17 protein-coding genes are annotated in these 19,654 nt (G+C 72.2%); 6 read left to right on the top strand and 11 right to left on the bottom strand.

The window, feature by feature from the left end; genetic code table 11:
* Positions 1 to 50 precede the first annotated feature (50 nt).
* Complete coding sequence (locus IFY26_RS00535) at positions 51 to 599, top strand: YetF domain-containing protein (protein WP_232547058.1); 549 nt, start codon at positions 51 to 53, stop codon at positions 597 to 599.
* Positions 600 to 625: 26 nt separating this feature from the next.
* Here the strand turns inward: IFY26_RS00535 and IFY26_RS00530 are convergent, their stop codons facing one another.
* From IFY26_RS00530 to IFY26_RS00490, 9 genes are read right to left on the bottom strand one after another with little or no spacing between them, the layout of a single operon-like run.
* A complete protein-coding gene (locus IFY26_RS00530) occupies positions 626 to 3,760 on the bottom strand; it encodes a LysM peptidoglycan-binding domain-containing protein (RefSeq protein ID WP_232547057.1) in 3,135 nt (1,044 codons plus the stop codon).
* Positions 3,757 to 4,203 carry a TadE/TadG family type IV pilus assembly protein gene (locus tag IFY26_RS00525; protein WP_232547056.1) on the bottom strand — a complete coding sequence of 149 codons (447 nt, stop codon included), beginning with the start codon at positions 4,201 to 4,203 and terminating at the stop codon, positions 3,757 to 3,759. The genes IFY26_RS00530 and IFY26_RS00525 overlap by 4 nt, the downstream gene beginning before the upstream one ends.
* Positions 4,200 to 4,547: a TadE/TadG family type IV pilus assembly protein gene (locus IFY26_RS00520; protein WP_232547055.1), complete on the bottom strand. Its 348-nt coding sequence runs from the start codon at positions 4,545 to 4,547 to the stop codon at positions 4,200 to 4,202. Before IFY26_RS00520 ends, IFY26_RS00525 begins: the two co-directional genes overlap by 4 nt.
* A gap of 29 nt (positions 4,548 to 4,576) precedes the next feature.
* Positions 4,577 to 4,771, bottom strand: coding sequence for a hypothetical protein (locus IFY26_RS00515; RefSeq protein WP_232547478.1), 195 nt, complete (start codon positions 4,769 to 4,771; stop codon positions 4,577 to 4,579).
* Positions 4,772 to 4,796: 25 nt separating this feature from the next.
* Positions 4,797 to 5,678 carry a hypothetical protein gene (locus IFY26_RS00510; protein WP_232547054.1) on the bottom strand — a complete coding sequence of 294 codons (882 nt, stop codon included), beginning with the start codon at positions 5,676 to 5,678 and terminating at the stop codon, positions 4,797 to 4,799.
* Complete coding sequence (locus IFY26_RS00505) at positions 5,675 to 6,538, bottom strand: type II secretion system F family protein (protein WP_232547053.1); 864 nt, start codon at positions 6,536 to 6,538, stop codon at positions 5,675 to 5,677. The genes IFY26_RS00510 and IFY26_RS00505 overlap by 4 nt, the downstream gene beginning before the upstream one ends.
* On the bottom strand, positions 6,535 to 7,953 hold the full coding sequence (locus IFY26_RS00500) for a CpaF family protein (RefSeq protein ID WP_232547052.1): 1,419 nt from the start codon (positions 7,951 to 7,953) through the stop codon (positions 6,535 to 6,537). Before IFY26_RS00500 ends, IFY26_RS00505 begins: the two co-directional genes overlap by 4 nt.
* Positions 7,950 to 8,774, bottom strand: coding sequence for a P-loop NTPase family protein (locus IFY26_RS00495; protein ID WP_232547051.1), 825 nt, complete (start codon positions 8,772 to 8,774; stop codon positions 7,950 to 7,952). Before IFY26_RS00495 ends, IFY26_RS00500 begins: the two co-directional genes overlap by 4 nt.
* Positions 8,771 to 9,409 carry an SAF domain-containing protein gene (locus IFY26_RS00490; RefSeq protein WP_232547050.1) on the bottom strand — a complete coding sequence of 213 codons (639 nt, stop codon included), beginning with the start codon at positions 9,407 to 9,409 and terminating at the stop codon, positions 8,771 to 8,773. The genes IFY26_RS00495 and IFY26_RS00490 overlap by 4 nt, the downstream gene beginning before the upstream one ends.
* Before the next feature lie 219 nt (positions 9,410 to 9,628).
* Between IFY26_RS00490 and IFY26_RS00485 the strand changes: the two genes are divergently transcribed.
* The 4 genes from IFY26_RS00485 to IFY26_RS00470 all read left to right on the top strand — a co-directional run bounded on the left by IFY26_RS00485 (position 9,629) and on the right by IFY26_RS00470 (position 13,016).
* Positions 9,629 to 10,540 carry an acyltransferase domain-containing protein gene (locus IFY26_RS00485; RefSeq protein WP_232547049.1) on the top strand — a complete coding sequence of 304 codons (912 nt, stop codon included), beginning with the start codon at positions 9,629 to 9,631 and terminating at the stop codon, positions 10,538 to 10,540.
* A 78-nt stretch (positions 10,541 to 10,618) separates the two neighbouring features.
* Positions 10,619 to 11,272 carry an NUDIX hydrolase gene (locus tag IFY26_RS00480; RefSeq protein WP_232547048.1) on the top strand — a complete coding sequence of 218 codons (654 nt, stop codon included), beginning with the start codon at positions 10,619 to 10,621 and terminating at the stop codon, positions 11,270 to 11,272.
* Between the two features lie 79 nt (positions 11,273 to 11,351).
* Positions 11,352 to 12,542, top strand: coding sequence for a cytochrome P450 (locus tag IFY26_RS00475; protein ID WP_232547047.1), 1,191 nt, complete (start codon positions 11,352 to 11,354; stop codon positions 12,540 to 12,542).
* A gap of 78 nt (positions 12,543 to 12,620) precedes the next feature.
* Complete coding sequence (locus tag IFY26_RS00470) at positions 12,621 to 13,016, top strand: HsmA family protein (RefSeq protein ID WP_232547046.1); 396 nt, start codon at positions 12,621 to 12,623, stop codon at positions 13,014 to 13,016.
* Positions 13,017 to 13,516: 500 nt separating this feature from the next.
* Here the strand turns inward: IFY26_RS00470 and IFY26_RS00465 are convergent, their stop codons facing one another.
* On the bottom strand, positions 13,517 to 16,684 hold the full coding sequence (locus tag IFY26_RS00465; RefSeq protein ID WP_232547045.1) for a DEAD/DEAH box helicase: 3,168 nt from the start codon (positions 16,682 to 16,684) through the stop codon (positions 13,517 to 13,519).
* 309 nt (positions 16,685 to 16,993) lie between these two features.
* Positions 16,994 to 19,222, bottom strand: coding sequence for an esterase-like activity of phytase family protein (locus tag IFY26_RS00460; protein WP_232547044.1), 2,229 nt, complete (start codon positions 19,220 to 19,222; stop codon positions 16,994 to 16,996).
* Positions 19,223 to 19,386: 164 nt separating this feature from the next.
* On the opposite strand from IFY26_RS00460, the gene IFY26_RS00455 reads away from it, so the two are divergent.
* On the top strand, positions 19,387 to 19,650 hold the full coding sequence (locus IFY26_RS00455) for a YdeI/OmpD-associated family protein (RefSeq protein ID WP_232547043.1): 264 nt from the start codon (positions 19,387 to 19,389) through the stop codon (positions 19,648 to 19,650).
* Positions 19,651 to 19,654: the final 4 nt, after the last annotated feature.

The following is a 19,654-nucleotide window of genomic DNA, read 5'->3' as shown; positions in this document are numbered from 1 at the left end:
TCCGCACCGAGCCACCTCCCGGCCCCCCGAGGCTGCGGTTCAATGGAGCCATGGGTGAGCTCTGGACGCACATCGGCATGACACCGTGGGACGCGCTGGGAGTCGTGATCGCCGCCACGGTGCTCTACCTGGCCTATTCGCTGGTGCTCGCGTGGTCGGGCCCCCGGCTGTTCTCCAGCTCATCGACCCTCAGCCTCGCCCTGCTGACCGTTCTGGGCAGCCTCATCGCCCGCGGGATGTTGGGGCCGACCCCCACCCTGGCCGGGGCGCTCGTCGCATCGACCACCCTGCTCGTTCTCGAAGCGCTGCTCGGCAGGCTGCGGCGCATCGCCGCCGTCTCCCGCCGCCACCAGCCCCGCGTGGTCATGGTCAACGGCCGGTTCGTGTCGCGTCCGGCGCGGGAGCTGCTGGTCTCCGAGGCCGACCTCATGGCCCGGCTCCGCTCGGCCGGCGTCCGCCATCTCGAGGACGCCGGTGTCGTGGTGCTGGAGCCCCGGGGCGGCGTCACGGTCATCCGGCGCGGCGAGAAGGTCGACCCGCGGCTGCTGGCCGGCGTGGCCGGCGTCGAGTTCGTACCCGCCCACCTGCTCACCGACTGACCCCTCCGGACGCCGGACGCCCCGGCTCAGGCCTCGCGCGCCCGCAGCCGCCCCTCGACCGTCTCCTGGATGAGGTCGACCGTCTCGTCCAACAGGTCCACCCCGAGCAGCCGCGACTGCCGGTGGAGGCGTCCGACGAGCCGTTCCACCTCGTCGTAACGGCCGGCGGCCTGTTCGGCGCGAATCCGTTCGCCGAGCAACAACTCGTCGTCCGGCGCCGCCATGAGGGCGCGATTCGCGGCCCAGCGGGCGGCGTCCAGATCGCCCTTCTCCCGCGCCAGGCGCGCCGTGACGACCCCCAGGTCGCGAATCAGCGCCGCCATCTCGGAACGCAGGTGCTCCGCCCAACCCCACTGCCCCGGGGCGGCATCGGCCAGGGGCGCTCCGCGCACCAGGGTCAGCGCGGCTTTGAGCCGCTCCAGCGACATCGTGTTCACGCCGCCCCGCGTCAGGGTCAGCATGTCACGCCAGTCCGAGGTCACCTCGGGGTGCAGCCGCATGTGGCCGGAGTAGGCCTCGGGAAGGTAGGGCCGCCCGTCGGGATCGGAGCCCAGCCAGGCCCGCAGCCGGCTGAGGTTGGAGCGCCGCGTCCCATCGGTGACGAAGAGGTCCGTCGACATGTGGGACGGGGTGGCGCCGGGGTGCTCGACGAGCCACGCGCAGTACTCGACGCAGGCCCGGGTCGAGCGGGCGGGCGCCTCCCCGGTGGCACCCACCAGGTCGAGCGGGCCGAGCAGGAGCACGCGGGGGGCGTGCGTGTCGGCGGGGCGGGGGTGGAGTTGGACGATGTTCACGGGTTCCTCCGGGTCGTCGGACGACCACCAGGGGGCTGGGTGGGTGAGGGTGGAATCGGCGAGCGCGTACAGGTTGCTGATCGCGGCGCGCGTCGCCGACGGGAGGGTTTGGGGCACGAGGGAGCGCTCGCCGGCCAGCACACCGCGACCTTCCTCGTTCTCGGTGAGCTCCCAGGTGGCCTGCCCGGCCTCGGCGCCCACCGGAAGTGCGGCGGCGAGACCCACCGCCGTGCCCTCCGTGGCCGCCTGGATGCGGGCGACGTGTGCCGGCGACGGCCGCACTTCGAACAGCACGACCCACGGGGCCCAGGCATCCGCGCGGTCGGGATCGAGGCGCACGCGATCCCAGGCCTCCTGGCCCAGCAGGCCCTGGCGGGCGTGCGCCATCCGCTCCACCTCCGCGACTGCGGCCTCGGCGTCCGTGGTGGTGCGGACGCGATGGGTGCCGGCGACGTGGGTGAACGCCTCGTCGTCGGTGACCACCAGCAGCTGCAACTCGGCCGACCACGGGGCACACGCGAGTTCCACCAGCATCGCCGAGAGCGCCTCGGACGCCAGCGTGGCCCCCTCGCTGCGGACGCCGAGTGTTCCGGAGGCCACCAGATCGACCATGACGAGGTTCTCACCGACGTCCTCACCGAGGGTGACCAACGCCGGGTAGGCGACGGGGTGCGGGGGGTCGTCGAGTTCGCGCAGCGCCGCCCACGTGACGGCCAGCCGGTCACCGACCTTCTGGAATCCGGGCGGCGCGGAACCCGGGTCGGCCACGAAGCGGAACTCACCGTCGTCCGGCCCCACGACCACCTCGGCCAGCACCGGCGCCAGCAAACCCTGCTGCCACCAGTGCCGCGCCAGGTGGCGCATGGCCCGCTCGATGAGATCCTCGCGATCCGGCTCATGGTGGTTCGGCACCAGCCCCAGCGCCGACTCGAAACGCGTCAGTTCCGCCTCCGGCGGGGCGATCCGCCGGCCCAGTGGCCGCGATGCCTCCTGCCAGCGACGCCGCAGCGCCAGACCCCCCAGCACCGCTGACGCCGTGAGCGTCGTCAGCCCACCCACGAGGCGAGCGACGGCCCGCTGGTCGTGCTCGGGCGCGAGGCTGTCCGCCGTGGGCACGGTGCTCTGCATCGGGGCTGTGGGCTGCACCGGGGCTGGAGGCTGCACCGGAGCCGTCGGCGGCGCCGCGGGGGCGGAGGGGGCGCTCGCGGGGGGAGTCCCCACCCCGTTGGTGGACCCCGCCCCGTCGGTGGACGCCGGACCGCCCGGCTCCTGGCCCGCCGAGGTCGCGTCCGTCGCGTCCCCCTCCGGAGCGGCATCCGTCGGAGCGCCATCGTCGGACGCACTGGACGCGGCCTCCTGGACACCGTCACCAGGCGCGTCCGCCGACCCGTCGGCCTGGGCGTCGGTCGATTGCTCGGCGGGCACGGGCGCCGGTGCCTCAGGAGCGGTGTCGGCCGCGAGCAGGAGCGGCACGCGCAGGACCCAGCCGATGTCGATCATGTCGGGATCCGTGACACGGTCGCGGTTGAGGGCGTGGATCTCGGGCCAACGATCCGCCTCACCGAGGTGACGCAGGGCGAGCTTGCTCAGCGTGTCCCCGGCCCGCACGGTGACGAGCATGACGGGCTCGGCGATCGTGAGTTGGGCGCCGGGCGCGAGATCTGCCAGAGGGTCGGCCCCCAGGCTCGGGTTCGCGGCGACGATCTGGCGCCACTGCGCACCATCGCCGTAGTAGCGCGCGCTCAGGCTCCACAGGTCATCACCTGGACGCACCGTGTGGACGGTGGCTCGTAACGCCGTGGCACCGGACTGCCCTCGGGCGGCCAGCGCCCCGGCACGGGTCGCGTCTGATCCGGCACCCCCCACGGTCTCGATCGATCCGTCCGGCTCCCCCGCGGTCTGGCGTCCACGGTCACCGCCGCCATGCTCCCCGGCAACCGGCCCGGCGTCCGCACCGGCGCAGGTCAGGTGCAGCCGACCTCCACCCGCTGTGGCGGCACCAGCGGCGTCCCCGGGCGTACCGGACGCCACGGGCGTCACCTGGGCGACGAATGCGGCGGCCAACAGGGCTGCCGCCAGGGCCCGGGGCCCGGTGATGACCGCCCACCCCCCCCGCTCGGTGGCGGCGCGGCGCGGGACGGCACCCCCCTGGGCCAGGAGCGTGACGAGCTCCCAGATGACAGCCACCACCCACCCCACCCACGCCACCCAGCCGACGACGGTCAGGAGGGCGAGCAGGAGCCGGATGTCGGTGACGCCGGTGAGGCTGAGCGTGGCCCAGTCGCGGAAACCGATGGCGAGCAACACCAACGGCGGTGCGACCACGAGGCCGACCAGTGCGGCGAACGCCGCCGAACGTCTGATCATCGTCTCCCCCGGTAGCGGTCAATGGCGGAACTGGCCTGCCCTTCGATCACCCACGTGCCTGGCAGGCCTGCAACGAGGAGGTCACCCAGCGTCACGGCGCAGCGCACCTGCACCTCGACCCGCGCCTCCTGGCCCACCGACACAAAGAACCCCGAGGTGCCGATCACATGATCCAGACCGCCGGAACACCGCAGCCCGGCCGCAGCGGCGTCCGCCCCGATGACCTCGAGCGCGTGCTGCCGCGCCGTGGAGGCGTCCCGAGCCAGCGAGGCGGACCGGGCTGCGGAGTCGGCCATCTGCTGCACGGCCGATCGGGCGAGGGCCAGCCGTCCGCCCGCCAGCACCAGGCTGATGATCAGGAGCAACGCCGGGACGATCACGACGAACTCGACCGAGGCCGCGCCGCGCTCCCCCCGGCGCGTCTCCCGCTGCGGGTGCGTCATGGCCGGGTCACCCGCTCCACGGGCCGGGTCGCCTGCTCGCTGACCCGGGTCTGCCCCAGGTCGACGAACGTGGGCATCTGCCCGCTGACGACGACGCGAACCCGCTCGGTGCTCCGCTCGACGGACACGGTGACGTCCGCGAGCCCACCCCCATCGGCCAGGCGCTCGGCCATGGCGACCGCGGCGCTGTCGGTGGCGCCCAGGACGGCGGCCTCCTCGGCGCCCGCGATGGCGGCACTGGACGCGATGGTGCGCCCGTGGAGCCACAGCCCGGCCTGGATGATGCCGAGCACGGTGAGCAGGAGCAGGGGCGTCAGGATGGCCCACTGGACCGAATCCGTCATGCCCCGCTCGTCGTGGCGGGTCACGTCGGTCAGCCGATCCCCGCGAGCTTGCCGTTCACGAAGCCCGTGATGAGGGTCACGATGCCGATCGCGATCGCGACGACGCCGGCCAGCAGGATCGCCTGCTCGGTCGACTGGGAGAGGCCCCGCTGATCGCGTGCGGCCTCCGTCATGCTGTTCTTCAGCACGAGGGCGGAACCGATGAGTCGGTGGACGGTTTCCATGGTGTTTCCTTTCATTGGTGGTGTTTCAACTGCTCAGCAGGGTCAGGAGCGGGGGCACGAGAAAGAACAAACCGAAGACGAGGCTCGGGATGACCATGAAGAGCGTCATCCGTTCGGAGGTCTCGGCGGCGGCCATCTTGACGGTGGTGAGGTGCGCGTCGCGGAGCTCCTTGACGCGGGCCCGCAGGGTGCCCGACAGCGACGCCCCCGACTCGTCGAGCCGCATCACGTCGGCCAGGTCCACGAGCGCCGGCAACTCAAGCTGGGCGCCGACCTCCCGCAGCTCCGCGTACGGCATGCGCTGCTGCAGGCGCGCCCGGTCCAGGGCGGAGCGGATGGTGGCGAAGATCGCGATGTCGGACAGGGACGCCGCCGCGTGCAGGGCCTGGGTGGCGGACTGGTTGGCCAACCGCTCGAGGGTGACCAGGTCGAAGTACACGAGCAGCGCCTCCGTGGCGTCCGAGCTCGTGGTCTGGTCCGCGGCGCGCAGCAGCAGGTCGGGCGCGATGAACCCGATCAGCCCACCGAGCAGGCTCGCCAGCACCGGCACGAGCGCCAGCTGACCCGTCACGACCCAGTAGGTCACCGCGCCGACGACGGGCAGCAGGAAGCCGGCCAGCGCGCAGACGAGCTTGATGCCGACATGCCGCGCGAGGCTCCGCCCGCGGAGCTGCAACTGCCGTGTCAGCTCGGCGGGAACCACGGTTGGACGCCGGTCGAGCCACCAGCTGCCCACCGACTCGAGCCGGGTCTGTTCCAGGTCCGTCTCAGGCTCGGGCGGGGCCGTGTCGCCGAGCACACCGAGGGCGTCCGCCAGCCGCACGTGCTGGGGCAGGAACGCCCCGACGATGAGCACGAGCCCCAGCGCGAGCAACAGCCCGGGGCCGACGACCAGCAGGGCGTTCATGCGCGTGCCCGCAGGATGCGCTCGCGGCGGCGGGGCAGCGTCATCCGCCGCAGCATCACCAGCGAGCCGACGTACAGGGTCAGCAACACGGCCAGCAGCACTTGGCCGAGCGGGGTGCCGTAGGGAGCGAAGAAGCCGCGCCCGAACAGGAAGGCGCCCGTCAGTACCACGAGCGTGATGAGCGTCACCTGGCGGACGACCGCCCGCGGCTTGGCGCGCTCGGCCTCGACCTCGCGCAGCGCGCGCAGCCGCTCCTGCACCGAGTCGGCGAGCGCCGCGAGGGTCACGATGGCACCGCTCCCGCCGCGCTGCACGGCCAGAATCAGGCTGGCGATGACCGTGTCGGCGTCCGCGCTGTCCAGCTCGTCGGCCAGCGCCCGCAGTGCGTCCGAGGGCGTCCAGCGGTCGTCGAGCCGCCGCACGAGCAGCACCATCGCATCGCTGAGTTCCGGCGGGGCCTGGCGGGCGCTGAGGCGCAGGGCGTCCGTGATGGACTTGCCGGTCGCCATGGTGGCCGTCATGCCGCGCACCCAGCGGTCGAGGGCACCGAGCAACTCGATCTCGACGTTGCGCGGCGCCGAGAGCAGGTGGGGCAGGCCCAGCACGGCCAGGGGCACGACGACGAGCATCAGGGGCCAGCCCGTCCACACGGTCACGAGCACCGCCGCGACGGTGGACACCCCCGTCAGCACGAGGGTCCGGCGCGGGATGCGCTGGTACTTGTCCACAGCCTTCGTCCACAGCCCTGTGGAGGACGCCGTGGCCGACGGCGCACCGATCACCCCGAACGACCAGGCCAGGATCAGCACGATCCCGCTGATCGTCAGCATGCTGGCGAGCACCACCGCGGCCGTCGTCATGACTGCCTCCAAGTGCCCCAGAACGGCTCGAGCTGCTCCAGCAGCGCGGCCTCGGGGTGGTACGCCGACGCCGTTGCCGGGCCGCCCGCGGTGTACACGAGGTGCGTCACCGGCCGGTTGCCCTCCACCGCTCCGGTCAGCGCGCGCACCTCGGAGACATACCGGTTGCGGACGCCCCCGCGCCACGTGTCGTCGTCGAGCTGCACGTGCACGATCAGGCCGATGTGGAGTGCGATCTGCCGGTAGGCCTCGTCCATGGTGAGGACGCCACCCTGCGCCACGCGCGCGGCCAATCGGTCCATCGTGGAGGCGGCGGAGTGGGAGTGCGTCGTGCTCAACGTGCCCGCGCCGGCCTGCATCGCCTCGAACATCGCACCGGCCTCGACACCACGCACCTCGCCCACGACCAATCGGGACAGGTTCTGACGCAGCGCCTCGGGAATCAGGTCCGCCACCGAGAACTCGCCCACCGAGCGGCCGTCGGAGATCTCACCGAGCCCCACCCGTGCCTGCAGCGCCAGCATGTTGCGGCGTCCGGGCTGGAGGTGGGTGAGGAGCTCATAGTCCGTCTCCAGGGTGCCGAAGCGCTCGTTGGGCGGGATGGACGCGATCAGCGCGCGCAACAACGTCGTCTTGCCCGCGCCCTGGTCACCGGCGATCACGATGGACATGCGCGCCAGGATCGCCGCGTGCAGCAGGCGGCCCACGTCGTCGGGCAACATGCCGCGGTCGACCAACTCGGGCAGGTCGATCGCGGTGAGGATGTGCTGCCTGATCGTCACACTGGGCCGGTAGCTCAGGCCGAAACCGATGGCGTGCAGGCGGTGCCGGTTGCCGAGCGCCAGGGTCATCGTGGGGTGAGCGTCGTCGAATGGACGCGGCGGGGTGACCGACTCACCCAAGAATCGGATCGCCTCGACGAGCTCCTCGTCGGAGTCGGCCACCGGCGGGTGGGCGACGCGGTGACCGTCGCCGTACTGCACCATCACCGAGTCGCAGCCGTGAATCTCGATGTTCTCGGCGTCGGGCAGCGCGAACAGGGGCTGCAGCCGGCCGTAGCCGAAGATCGCGTCCTCCAGCGCCACCGCGTAGGCGCGCTCGCGCTCCAGCGGCCACAGCTCCCCGAGGTGGCTCTGGCCCTCGGCATGCTGACGCACGATCCGTCGGCAGACCGATCGCCCCAGCAGCCGGCGGTCGGCCTCCGCCACCACGCCCCCGGACGCCTGGGCCTGGAGTTCGGTCTCGCGGGTGATCTCCTCGCTCGCCTTCCGCCGCAGGATGACGACGAGCCCCCAGTCGATGGCCGTGTCGTGGGGCACCACGGCCTCGGCCCGCCGAATCTCGGGAGCCGACAGCGCATAGTCCGCCCCTTGGAGCAGCGGAACCTCCGCCAGCGGCCGCGCAGCCGGGTTCATGCCGCACCCCCCGCCCCAACGGTCGTCGCTGCCGCGGCTTGGGGCAGGGTGAGCCCCTCGATCATGGCGGCGCGCAGCTGCTCGGCCGTCCGCGCATACGACCGCGCCAACCCCTGACGCGACCAGTTGCGCGGCAGCGACCCGGCCTCGATGAGGTCGGCGGCAGCCTTGGGCTCCCACGGAATTTCGGCCAACACGCGGACGCCGAACTGGTCGGCCACCTCCCGCGCCCCGTAGGGACGCCCGGGGCCCACCAGCACCAGACCCACGCGGCCGGGCGGGCCGGAGTCCACCAGCGGCGGCAGGTGCAACCGCAGGGCCGCCAGCGAGACCAGCGTGGTGCGGCAGACCAGACCGATCACGTCGGCACCGCCGGCGAGCTCGCCAGCCAGTCCTGCGGGGCCGAGGCGACCGGCGTCCACCACGAGATCACGCTCGCTCCCCCTGCCGGCCTCCAGCAACGACCCCCAGACCCCGTCGAACAGACCGACCGAACCCAGGTGCGTGAAACCCGGGACGAAGCGGCGATCCGGCACCGATGGGTCCTCGGCGGCCCGGGAGGCCGGGGCGTCCGGCAGCGCCACCGCGTTGGCCAGCAGCGCCTCGCCCATCGGCAGGCGCTCCCGATAGGCCTGCAGCAATCCTTGGACGCCCAGCGCGTGCGGCGCCTGGCCCCGCAGGTACCCGGCGAGCACCGTGTGCGCCGCGCTGCGGTCGGCGTCCAGGAGCAGCACGTCCCTGGGCCACGCCAACGTGAGCCCGAGCGCCGTCGTGGTCACGCCCGGCGCACCCGACGCGCTCGCCAGCACCACGGTGCTCATGCGCCCGCGTCCTGCTCCACCAGGGACACCCGGTTGGCCGAGGCCAGCCGGGTCACCGACTCGGCCTGGGTCGCCGAGAGCGTCAGGTCGATGACCACCGCTCCGTCGTTCTGCGTCGCCGGCGCACTCGTGAGGGTCGCTGGCACGCTCGCCGGCAGCGCCGCCTGCTCGGTCGAGGCACTCTGCGCGTTGGCGTCGGGCAGCGCCACGACCAGCACGTTCGTGCCCGCCGTCAGGCCTGTCGGGAAGCGGCCCGCCTCGAGCCGGACGCCCACACGCGCCATCCCGTCCGGCAGCGCACCGTCGCCGTAGGTGCCGCCGACGAGCAACGAGCCGTTCGCGATGTCGAGGGTCGCCCGCTGCCCGACGACGCTGGCCAGGTCGTCGGCCGGCACGGTGTCCACGCCCGACCCGGTGCCCACCGACACCACCGTCAGGTCCCCGGCAACGATGGGCTCGCCACGATGGATCGTCCGTGTCGCACGCAACACCTCTTCGGTCGAGGCCACGCTCGTGTAGAGGTAGGCCGAGGCGAGCCCCCCGAGGGCGACGGCCAAGATGCCGGCGAGCAGCCACAAGGGGTTGCGCCGCAGGCGCAGACGAGGACGACGGGCATCCGGTGCGACGGTGGACATTGATCTCCGCGTGGTCGAAACAACAACGTGAGGGCCACGGTAAGCGGACACGCGGGGGGAAATCCACCTGTCCGGGATGTGGTGTGGATAACTTGGCACGTTTCTTTTCACCGCTCCGCGGAGCCGATCCGCCGGCCGCTGGCCCGGCACCGCGTCCGCATGGGTACGTTGGGTCACCACCGTCCGGAGCCGGCCTCCCGACCGAGCGCGAGGAGCACCGTGTCAGCACGCACGACCCTGAATCCCGACGGCACCGCGCTGCCCGAACTCCTCGGACGCCTCGCGTTCCGCCCCGAGGACGCCGCGGCGTTCACCGACTGCCTGCGTGCGTTCACCGACGCCGACTGGGCCACCGTGGAGCGCCTCCACGGCCTGCTCGCCGCCCGTGTCGGCCTCCTGGAGGACCGGCCGAACCCCCTCCACGGCGAGCCGATCGACCATCCGCTTGCCCCCGAGTTGCTCGGCCTGGCCGCCCTCGTCGCGGCCGCTCCGCAGGTGCAGCACGAGCTGGTGCGCCGCGGTGTCACCCCCGACGTCGCCTGGCGCTCGGTGGCCGACCTCGGCCAGCAGGTCGCCGTCCATCGCCGCGTCCACGGCCGCTTCGGCTTCGGCACCACCGGGTGGAATGCGCCCAATTTCGCCGGCGGCCTCGTCTGGTTGGGGCGTTTGCAGTACACGTTGGAGCGCGACGAGGTGTTCGGCTGGGTGCTCGGCTGCCACATCCCCGAGACGGGCTCCTTGACGCCCGCCGCCGTCGACGATTCCTTCCGCCAGGCCCGCCACCTGGCGGACACCGCGTTCGCCGATTTCCCCATCAGCCGCATCACCTGCGAATCGTGGTTACTCGACCCGAGCATGGTCGCCCGGCTCGACCCGGCGTCCAACATGGCCCGCTTCGCTGGCCGTTTCACCCGGTACGGCACCCCGCGCGACGGGCGGCGCGACGCCCTGTACTTCGGTTTCCACCGCGAGACCCGCTCGGGGCAGCACGTCGACCTCGCCTCCCTGCCCCGCGCCACCTCCCTGCAGCGGGCGGTGCTCGCGCAACTGGACGCCGGCGGTGTCGTCGTCCAGCGCGGCTGGGCGCCCCTGCCCACGGATGGCCTGCCCACGGACGATCTGACCGGCTGACGACCGCGCCGCCCCCCGCCGGGCTCGGCGACTAGCATGGGCCCCGCCCACCCGCCGGAACTGCACGAGGACGACACGATGGATCCCCGCCCCACGTCGAACGTCTCGGTCGACGTGCTGACCCTGCGCTACGACGAGGCCGGCCGCGAGGTCGAGATCGCCGTCTACCCGCGGGCCACCGAGCCCTACATCGGGCAGCTGGCCCTGCCGGGGGTGACCCTGCTGGAGGGCGAGCGTCTGGTGGACGCCTCGCGGCGCGCCGTGGCGACCAAGCTGGGCGTCGGCGTCCGCGACCTGGGGCAGCTCACCGTGTTCGACGAACCGCACCGTGACCCGCGCGGCTTCACGCTGTCGGTGGTCATGTGGGCCGTGGCGGACGACGCCGAACCGCACCCCGACGTCACGTGGCACCGCCTCGACGCCGTGCCCCACCTGGCGTTCGACCACGACCAGATGGTCACGGTGGGCCGTCCGCTGCTCATCGACCGGCTGTGGCGCAACCTCGCCTTCACCCGCGCGCTGACCGGCCCGCAGTTCCCGGTCTCGGCCGCGGTCGCGGTCACTCGATCGCTCCACGGCGTCGAGCCCGACCGCGGCAACCTGAACCGTCGACTGGCGTCCATCCCGGAGCTGCGCGTGGCGCACAAGCGCGTCGTGCTGGGGCGGGGGCGTCCGGGCACGCTCTGGGAGTGGGCCGACAGCGAGGCACTGGACGCCGCAGCCGCCGGCTGAGCCCACCCGAACGGGCAAAACCCCCGCCCCCGGGGCGGCGGGGCTGCGCACGCGGCCGGATACAGGGTTGAATGGGTGCATGACTGGTCCCTGTGACCGCGTCTCCCAGCGCGAGGGCGAGCGCACCACGCCGCGCGTGGAGAAGGTGGGCGACGTCTGGCACGTCCGCTCCGCAGAGGTGGCGCGCCAGGTTCTGCGCGAGCGCGACGCCACCACGCAGGCCGGCTTCACCGCGGAGTCGATGAAGGGGCGGATGACGGACACCCCGATTCTGTTCATGGACGGCGAGGCGCACCGCCAGCAGCGGGCCAAGGTGGCCCGCTACTTCGCCCCGAAGGTCGTCTCGACGCGCTACTCCGAGCTGATCACCCAGCGGGTGGACGCCCTCGTGGACGCCATGGTCGCGGCCGACACCGTGCAACTCGACCATGTGACCCTGCGCCTCTCGGTCGACGTGGCCGCCCAGGTGATCGGCTTGACGAACTCCGACACCGATGCGATGGCGAACCGGCTGGAGAAGTTCTTCGACCAGCCCCCCTTCGACCTCGCCGAGCCGGGTCTTGGCCGCTCCCGCTTCGAGTCGCTGCGCGCGGTGCTGACCGGCAACCTGCCGGTGCTCGTGTTCTACTTGCGCGACGTGCGCCCGGCGATCCGCGCCCGCAAGGCCGAGCGCCGCGAGGACGTCATCAGCCACCTGATCGACGAGGGCTACTCCGACATGGGCATCGTGATGGAGTGCATCACCTACGGCGCGGCCGGCATGGTGACGACGCGCGAGTTCATCTCCATGGCCACGCTGCACTTCCTGCGCAACGACGCCCTTCGCGAGCGCTTCGTGGTGGCCGGGGAGGCCGAGCGCCTCGCCATGCTCGGCGAGGTGCTGCGCCTCGAACCGGTGGTGGGCCACCTGTACCGCCGCGCGCAGCGCGCCATCGAGGTGACCGACGGCGACGTCACCCACGTCATCCACGAGGGCGCCCTGATCGATCTCTCCCTGCGCCGGACCAACGCCGACGAACGGATCGTCGGCGAGCAGCCGGACGCGCTGTGCCCCGGCCGGGAGCTGCCGCGCGGGTACAGCGAGGAGATGATCAGCTTCGGCGACGGCGCCCACAAGTGCCCGGGCAACGCGCTCGCCCTGCGCGAGACCGATCTGTTTCTCACCCGGCTGTTCTCCCACAAGGTGGCGCTCGTGCGTGAACCGCGCCTGGAATGGGACGAGATCGTCGCCGGGTACGCGCTGCGGGACTTCGAGATCACCGTCTCCTGACCCCGGCATCCGGGGGTCCATCGAAGGATGGATGCCCGGCGGTGTCGGTGAAACCCCTGCTCAGGCGAGGGTGGAGGCATGCTTGTTGCTGCCATCATTCTCATCTCCCTGGCGTTGGTCGCCTACACCGCCGGCGTGTGGGCCGAGCGCATCGCCGGACGCCTGCGCCCCTTCCACGTCGTGCTGTTTGGAGCCGGGCTGGCCTTCGACGCCTCCGGCACGTGGCTCATGTCCCTCATCGCGCAGGCCGGCACGCACGACAGCGCGACCGCGACCGGCGGCGTCCTGATGAACGTCATGGCCGTGACCGGGCTCATCGCACTCGTGCTGATGGCCGTGCACTTCCTGTGGGCCGTGGTCGTGCTCGTCCGCAACCGGGACGCCGAGCTGCGCACCTTCCACCGGTTGTCGGTGATCGTGTGGGCCATCTGGCTGATCCCGTACTTCACCGGCATGATCGGCGCCATGCTCTGACCGGGCTGGTCTCCTGCCCCACGGGGCATTTGGCCCCGAGGAAACGGTGCCATGGCGCCATGTGCTCGGGTCCAATTGGGCAAGCCCCGGGGGTGGGACGCCCGCGGCGGCCATGACCCCTCCACGTGGCGCCTCTCCGCGTCACCTGGCGCACCCACGCTTCACGTGGCACAGCGCCGCTCACGTGGAGGGCCTTGCACGGGCCGCCACGTCAGTTGCACTGCGCCACGTGGGGCTGAGGTGCGACACGTGGGCCTGAGGTGCGCCACGTGGGCCGGCACAGCTGTCGAGCACTGGTGGAGCAAGCTGGCCATCACCGTGCGACCTCGCCGCCAAGCCACCATCCCCGTCGCCGAGACCGCTCCGCTGGAGCAGGCCGATCTGGCCGCGTCCGCGACACATCCCGCAGCGCTGGGACTTCGCAGGTGGGCATCTGGAACGCACGACCGCGCGGGGCGTGAGCGTCCCGCGCTGATCCTCCCGGGCTGAGGGGGACCGCCTCAGGCGTCCAGCAACCCCCGGATGTCGGCGGCGCTCAACGGAGCCGCAATGTCGGACGCCTGCCCGACCACCTGGTCGAACAGGTGGCGCTTGGTCTCCTGCAGGGCGACGACCTTCTCCTCGATGGTGTCGGCCGCGACGAGGCGGTAGACGTTGACCGGCTTGTCCTGCCCGATGCGGTGGGTACGGTCGACGGCCTGCGACTCCGCGGCCGGGTTCCACCACGGGTCGAGGATGAACACGTAGTCGGCCTCGGTCAACGTGAGCCCGAACCCCCCGGCCTTCAGCGAGATCAGGAACACCGGCGCCTCGCCCTCCCGGAATGATGCGATCCGCGCCGCGCGGTCACGCGTCCGGCCGTCCAGGTACTCCAACGCGATGCCCTCCGCCTCCAGCCGCCGCCGCACCAACCCCAGGAACCCGGTGAACTGGCTGAACACCAGCGCCCGGTGACCCTCCGAGATGACCTCGCCCAGCCGCTCGACCAGGGCGTCGACCTTGGCCGAGGCCTCCGGATAGCTCTCGTCCACCAACACGGGTGCCAGCGCCAGCTGCCGCAGCAGCGTCAGCGACCGCAGGATCGTGATCCGGTTGCGCGCCAGATCCCCCACCAGGCCCAGCACCTTCTGCCGCTCGCGCGCCAGGTGCTTGTCGTAGAGCTTGCGGTGCGCCGGGCTCAGCTCGATGGGCAGCACCTGCTCCTGCTTGTCGGGCAACTCCTTCGCCACGGCCGCCTTCGTGCGCCGCAGGATCAGCGGCCGAATCCGACGGTGCAACCGGGCCAACACCTCAGCGTCACCGTTCTCGATCGGCTTGCGATAGGTGTCGGTGAACGTCTTCGGGTCGACAAACAGCCCCGGCGCGGTGATCGACAGCAGCGACCACAGGTCCATCAGGTTGTTCTCCAGCGGGGTGCCGGTCAGCGCCACCTTCATGCGCGCCCGCAGCCGCCGGACCGCCTTGTACGCCTGCGAGCTGTGGTTCTTCACGAACTGCGCCTCGTCCAGCATCACCGCCGACCAGGGCTGCTCGGCGTAGGCGTCCGCCTCCAGCCGCAACAGTGTGTAGGACGTCACGACGACGTGCGCCCCCTCGATCGCCTCGGCCAGCGTGTGCCCGCGCCGCTTGACCGTGCCGTCGACCGCCACCACCCGCAGGTCGGGCGTGAACCGGGCGGCCTCGGACGCCCACGTGCCGATCACCGAGGTGGGTGCCACCACCAGCATCGGCCGCTCCAGCTCACCGGCCTCGAACGCCGACTGCGCCATCGCCAAGGCCTGCAGGGTCTTGCCGAGCCCCATCTCGTCGGCCAAGATGCCGCCCAACCGGGAGCGCCACAGCAGCGACAGCCAGCGGAATCCCGTCAACTGGTAAGGGCGCAACTCAGCACGCAACCCCACCGGCGGTGCCACCTCCGGCAGCGATTCGACGTCGAGCAGCGCGGTCACGGCCTCCTGCCACGCCGCGGACTGCTCCCCCACGACGCCCAGCCCGACCAGCTCCTCCCACAACCCGGCGTGCTCGGGCCGTAGGTGGAAGGTGTCGCCGTCGTGGTCGACGAGCTCGCGGGCCTCATCGATGAGCGCCCGCAGCTCCTCCAGCTCCGGGATCGCCAGGTCGAACCAGGTGCCCGATTCCAGAATCAGGTGGTCCTGACCCACCGACAGCGCGGCGAACAGCATCCCGAACGGCACCCGCTCGTCCCCGACCCACACCTCGACGCCGAGGTCGAACCAGTCCCCCACCTCGGAGTCGGTCACGGTGAGCTCGACGCGCGGCGCCTCCTCGGCTTCGGTGAAGGTCGGCGGCTCGCCGGTGAGCGTGACGTCGACGTCGTCGCGCTCCAGCAACCCCGGCAGCACATCGGTGGTGAACGCGATGAGCCCGCGGCCGATCACCGTGGTCTCGTGCAGCTCCGGCAGCGCACCCCCGGTGCGCCACGGCCCCTGCGGCACGGACGCCGCGAGCGCGGCCTCGGCTCCGGCGTCGCGCAACGGCGGGTCGGACGCCGCCGGTCGCACCCCCAGCTCGTGGACCTCGGTGCCGACCCGGTAGGCGAACCCCCACGCCACCTGGGCGCGCCGATCGGAGAACGTGACCCGACAGAGCAACCGCGGCGGCTGCGCGGTGGGCAGGTCCAGCTCCGGGTCGACCCGGACGGCCAGCCGATCCTGCAACTGGGGCAGGAAACCGGCGGCGAACAGGGGGATGTCCGCGGCGGGGATCGCCATCGCTCCCCCCTCGAACAACCGCGCCTCGGCCTGGTCGAGCGGGCGACTCAACCGGCTGAGCACGAGGCGTCCCTCAGGCGTCTTGGCACTGACACCGTGCGGGGGGCGTCCGATGAACGACACCCCGTCGAGCGGGCCGATCTCCTCATTGCCTGCCAACGCGGGCGTGACCCGCAGGCCCTCGTCGGCCCTGTCGACCCGCATCGCGGGCACGAACGGCTCACTCGCCAGCAGTGGGTCGGGCATGCGGCGGCGCATCCGGTCCTCCCCACCCAGCAGCCGGACGCCGGCGGTGACGGCCCGCTCCAGGACGCCCCACGCGTCGGGCCGTAGCTCGGCCAGGGGCAGGGCGTCCACGCGGTGGCCGTAGTAGAAGTCGTTGCGGCGGCGCGATTCCAGCAGCCCCACCAGCGCCGCGAGCTGCGCCTGGTCGAACGAGGCAGCCTCCGGCCCGCGCAGGTCGGCCCACGTCGCGCCTGACTTCACCCACGTGTTCCGCGCCCCGAGGCGCAGCGGGCGCAGGCTGATGCCCTGGACGTCGTCGTCGACCTGCAACGCCAACGGGGTGCCACCCCGGGCGGACGCCGCCCGCGTCAGCAGCGGATCGAGCACCTGCTGCCAGCCGGACACCTCACGCCGCGGTTGGGCCTCGCGCATGTGGACGATGAGCGCCGCCGCGTGCTTGCAGTCACGGCGCACCGGGCACGTGCAGGTCGCGACCAGCGACGCCGGCCCCGCCTGGCAGACCACCGAGGTCTGGTAGGTCTGGAACTGCGAGCCGCGCACCGCGGCCATCACCAGATTGTCCGCCCGCCGGATGCGCTGCAGGCGGCCTTCGTCGGCATACCGCCGGCCGCGCTCCAGCGTGTCGTGCCCGAAGCGGCGCTGCAGGGTGTTCTCGTCGAGGGTGCGCACCCAGTCCGGATAGGTCGTCATGGCACCCGCGAGCCTAGCCCGCGGCTCTGACAATCCTGAGTGGGGGGCCGTCCCCACGGTGCGCCCGCGTGGAAAACGAGGGAGAGCTCGAGGGCCCGGGGCGGTGCGGTCGCGGTGCCTGACGCCCGCGGCGGCTACGTGGCGCGCCTCAACCCCACGTGGCGCAGCGGAGCTCACCCGGCGGGCCTTGGACAGGCCGCCAGGTGGGTTCCACTGCGCCACGTGAAGTCCGAGCGCGCCACGTGATGCCAGACCGCGCCACGTGGACTCCGCCCGCGCCAGGTATGCGCGGTCTGGGCCACCTGGGCCTCACCGCACCGCCGCGACCCCCAGGTCGGGCTGATCGGTGAAGAACTCGTCCATGCCCGCCGCCAAGAAGTCTTGGATCTCCGCGGCCAGGTCGCCGTGGTCGGCCGGGTTGGCGCTCGAGCGGTACTCCACCGGCAGGAACTGGTTCTCGGCGCGGAACGTCCACCCCACCACCGACAGCCCGGCCCGGTGGGCGTTGCGGATCGCCGCGGTGGGGCGTCCGAGGGTGCCGTCGGCCAGGCGCGGGATCATCACGTCCTTGCAGAAGCCGATCTTGTCGGCGTAGCTCGCGACGTTCCGCATCCCCTGCCGCGTCACCATCTGGGCGTACGTCAGCTCGGGCCGGTCGGCCGGGCCGCCGGAGCAGTTGACGAGCTGCACCAGGGTGACCGGCGAGCGCTGGCTCAGGTACACGAGGTTGTTCACCTCGAAGCTCTGAATCGCCACGGGTGCCGAGCGCCGGTTGAGGCCCGCCGCGCGCAGGGTGTCGACGACGGCGTCCTCCATCGCCAAGCCGATGGACCCGAAGTAGGAGGGGTGCTTGATCTCCGGCACCACGGCCACCTGCTGGCCGTCGCACGTGCGGGAGTGACGGGCCAGGTCGACCACCTCGGAGAACGTCGGCACCACGTACAGCCCGTCGAACTCCGCACTGCCCGGGCGCAGCTGCGGCAGCCGCTCCTTCGCCCGCAGCGTCCGCAGCTCGGCCAGCGTGAAGTCCTCGGTGAACCACCCAGTCACCGCGGTGCCGTCGATGGTCTTCGTCGTCCGCCGTCCGGCGAACTCGGCCCGCGTCGCCACGTCGGTGGTGCCGCCGATCTCGTTCTCGTGCCGGTCGACGAGCACGCCGTCGGCCGTCATCACCAGGTCGGGCTCGATCGCGTCCGCGCACTGCTCGATGGCGAGCTGGTAGGCGGCCAGCGTGTGCTCCGGGCGATAGCCGGACGCCCCCCGGTGTGCGACGACCGGCACCGTGTGGTCCGCCTTCCGCTTCACGGTGGGCAGGTCGACGATGATCATCTCCGTGTCGTCCGGGACGCCCGGGTAGCGGGCGTCGTTGCCGGGGTAGTTGTTGTCGTTGGCGATGAGCAGGCGCCCGTCCCGCAACTGGACGACGGTCTCCACCGACTGCTGCGGGAACGCGAACGTCTCCCCGACGCCGTAGGCGTCCGCGTTGTTCTCCATCCCGATGCGATCGGGGTTGTCGATCTTCAGCAGATCGACCACGAGTTCCTTGGCCAGGTGGCCGCCCGCCTCGGTCTTCGCCAGGTTGACGCGGTAGACGCGCTTGGTCACGGCCTCGGGCCCCCAGAAGTCGTCGCGCTCGAGCACGAGCAGCTGGTTGCCGCGCAACGCGAAGGCGTCACCGACGAGCGCGTCGTCGGTGTCGGCGCGGTACTCCCATGTCTTTTGCGTGTAGGTGCCCGTGCGGGTGTCGAACTGGTAGATCATCCGGCGGCGCTTGTCGGTGTCGTTCGGCAGGTAGCCCTCGAGGATCGGGTAGAGGTAGCGGCCCTGGGCCACCAGTGCCTCGAACCCCTTGGACCCGCGGACGGTCGGGGTCTCGCCAGGCGCCAGGAAGGGGCTGGACGGGGACTTCAGCCCGCCCGGCAGCGCCACCGGCGCCGCGAGCAGGACGCCGTCGGCGGAGAAGTGCAGCAGGAACGGGCCGAACTCCTCACCGATCCAGAACGTGCCGTCGTCGGCGCGCACGACCGACTCGATGTCGAAGTCCGCTCCCGTGAGCAGCCGCTCGGGCGTGGCGTCGTTCACGAGCGGGAAGCCGGCGCGGCGCTGCGGGTCGCGCAACGAGATGTGGGAGAGCACCTCGATCTCGCCGCTGCCGCCCGAGGCGACCTGCCAGTGCGGCTGCACCAGGTACAGCCGCAGCAGGAAGTCGGCGGAGTTGGCGCGGGTGCCGAACCCGTTGTCGGGCATCCCCCAGAACGTGCCGTCGGCGTTCTCGATCATCGCCGAGAAACCCGGGATCACCTGGCCCGGCCACGGGCCCTGGCGGCCGTTGCCCGGGGACGCGAGCGCCCCCGATGGCGGCCCCTCCTCGAGGTGGTCGGCCGAGAGCGTCGCCCGGGCGGCGAGGGTGGGAACGACGACGCGGACGTTCTTCTGCTTCGCCGGGGCGGCGGCGGCGGACGGGGCCGAGGTCGCGGCCAGCGAGAGGCACACGGCCGCGGAGAGGAACCCGGCGGCGGCACGGTGGAGGATGCGCATGGTCGGACGCTAGGGCCACCCGGGCGCTCCGCGGGACTCACCTGAGATGAGCATTGGATGAACGGGCGGGGTCGGCCATCGGCCTGGGCCCGGAGGGGGCCAGGCCGATGGCCTCCCGTTGCGGCCCCCTTCCTCGTCGCACCTCGGCTGACTAACCTGAGCGCGTGACGACGAAGCTCCCCGGCGGGACGGTCCATGCGTTGCCCGCCGACCTGCGCACCGAGCTGTCCGCGCACGACGAGGCGCTGGCAGCGTGGCACGACATCACCCCGCTGGCCCGCAACGAATTCATCTGCTGGGTCGAGGACGCCAAGAAGGAACAGACGCGCGCGCGGCGCGTCCGCCGCACCCGGGAGGAGCTGGAGGAGGGGCAGCGGCGTCCGTGTTGCTGGCCCGGTTGCAGCCACCGGGAGAGGGACGGAGGGTAGCGGC

This window comes from Propioniciclava soli, from assembly GCF_014858005.1.
Lineage (GTDB): Bacteria > Actinomycetota > Actinomycetes > Propionibacteriales > Propionibacteriaceae > Propioniciclava > Propioniciclava soli.
This window is presented reverse-complemented; position numbering and strand designations above follow the sequence as displayed.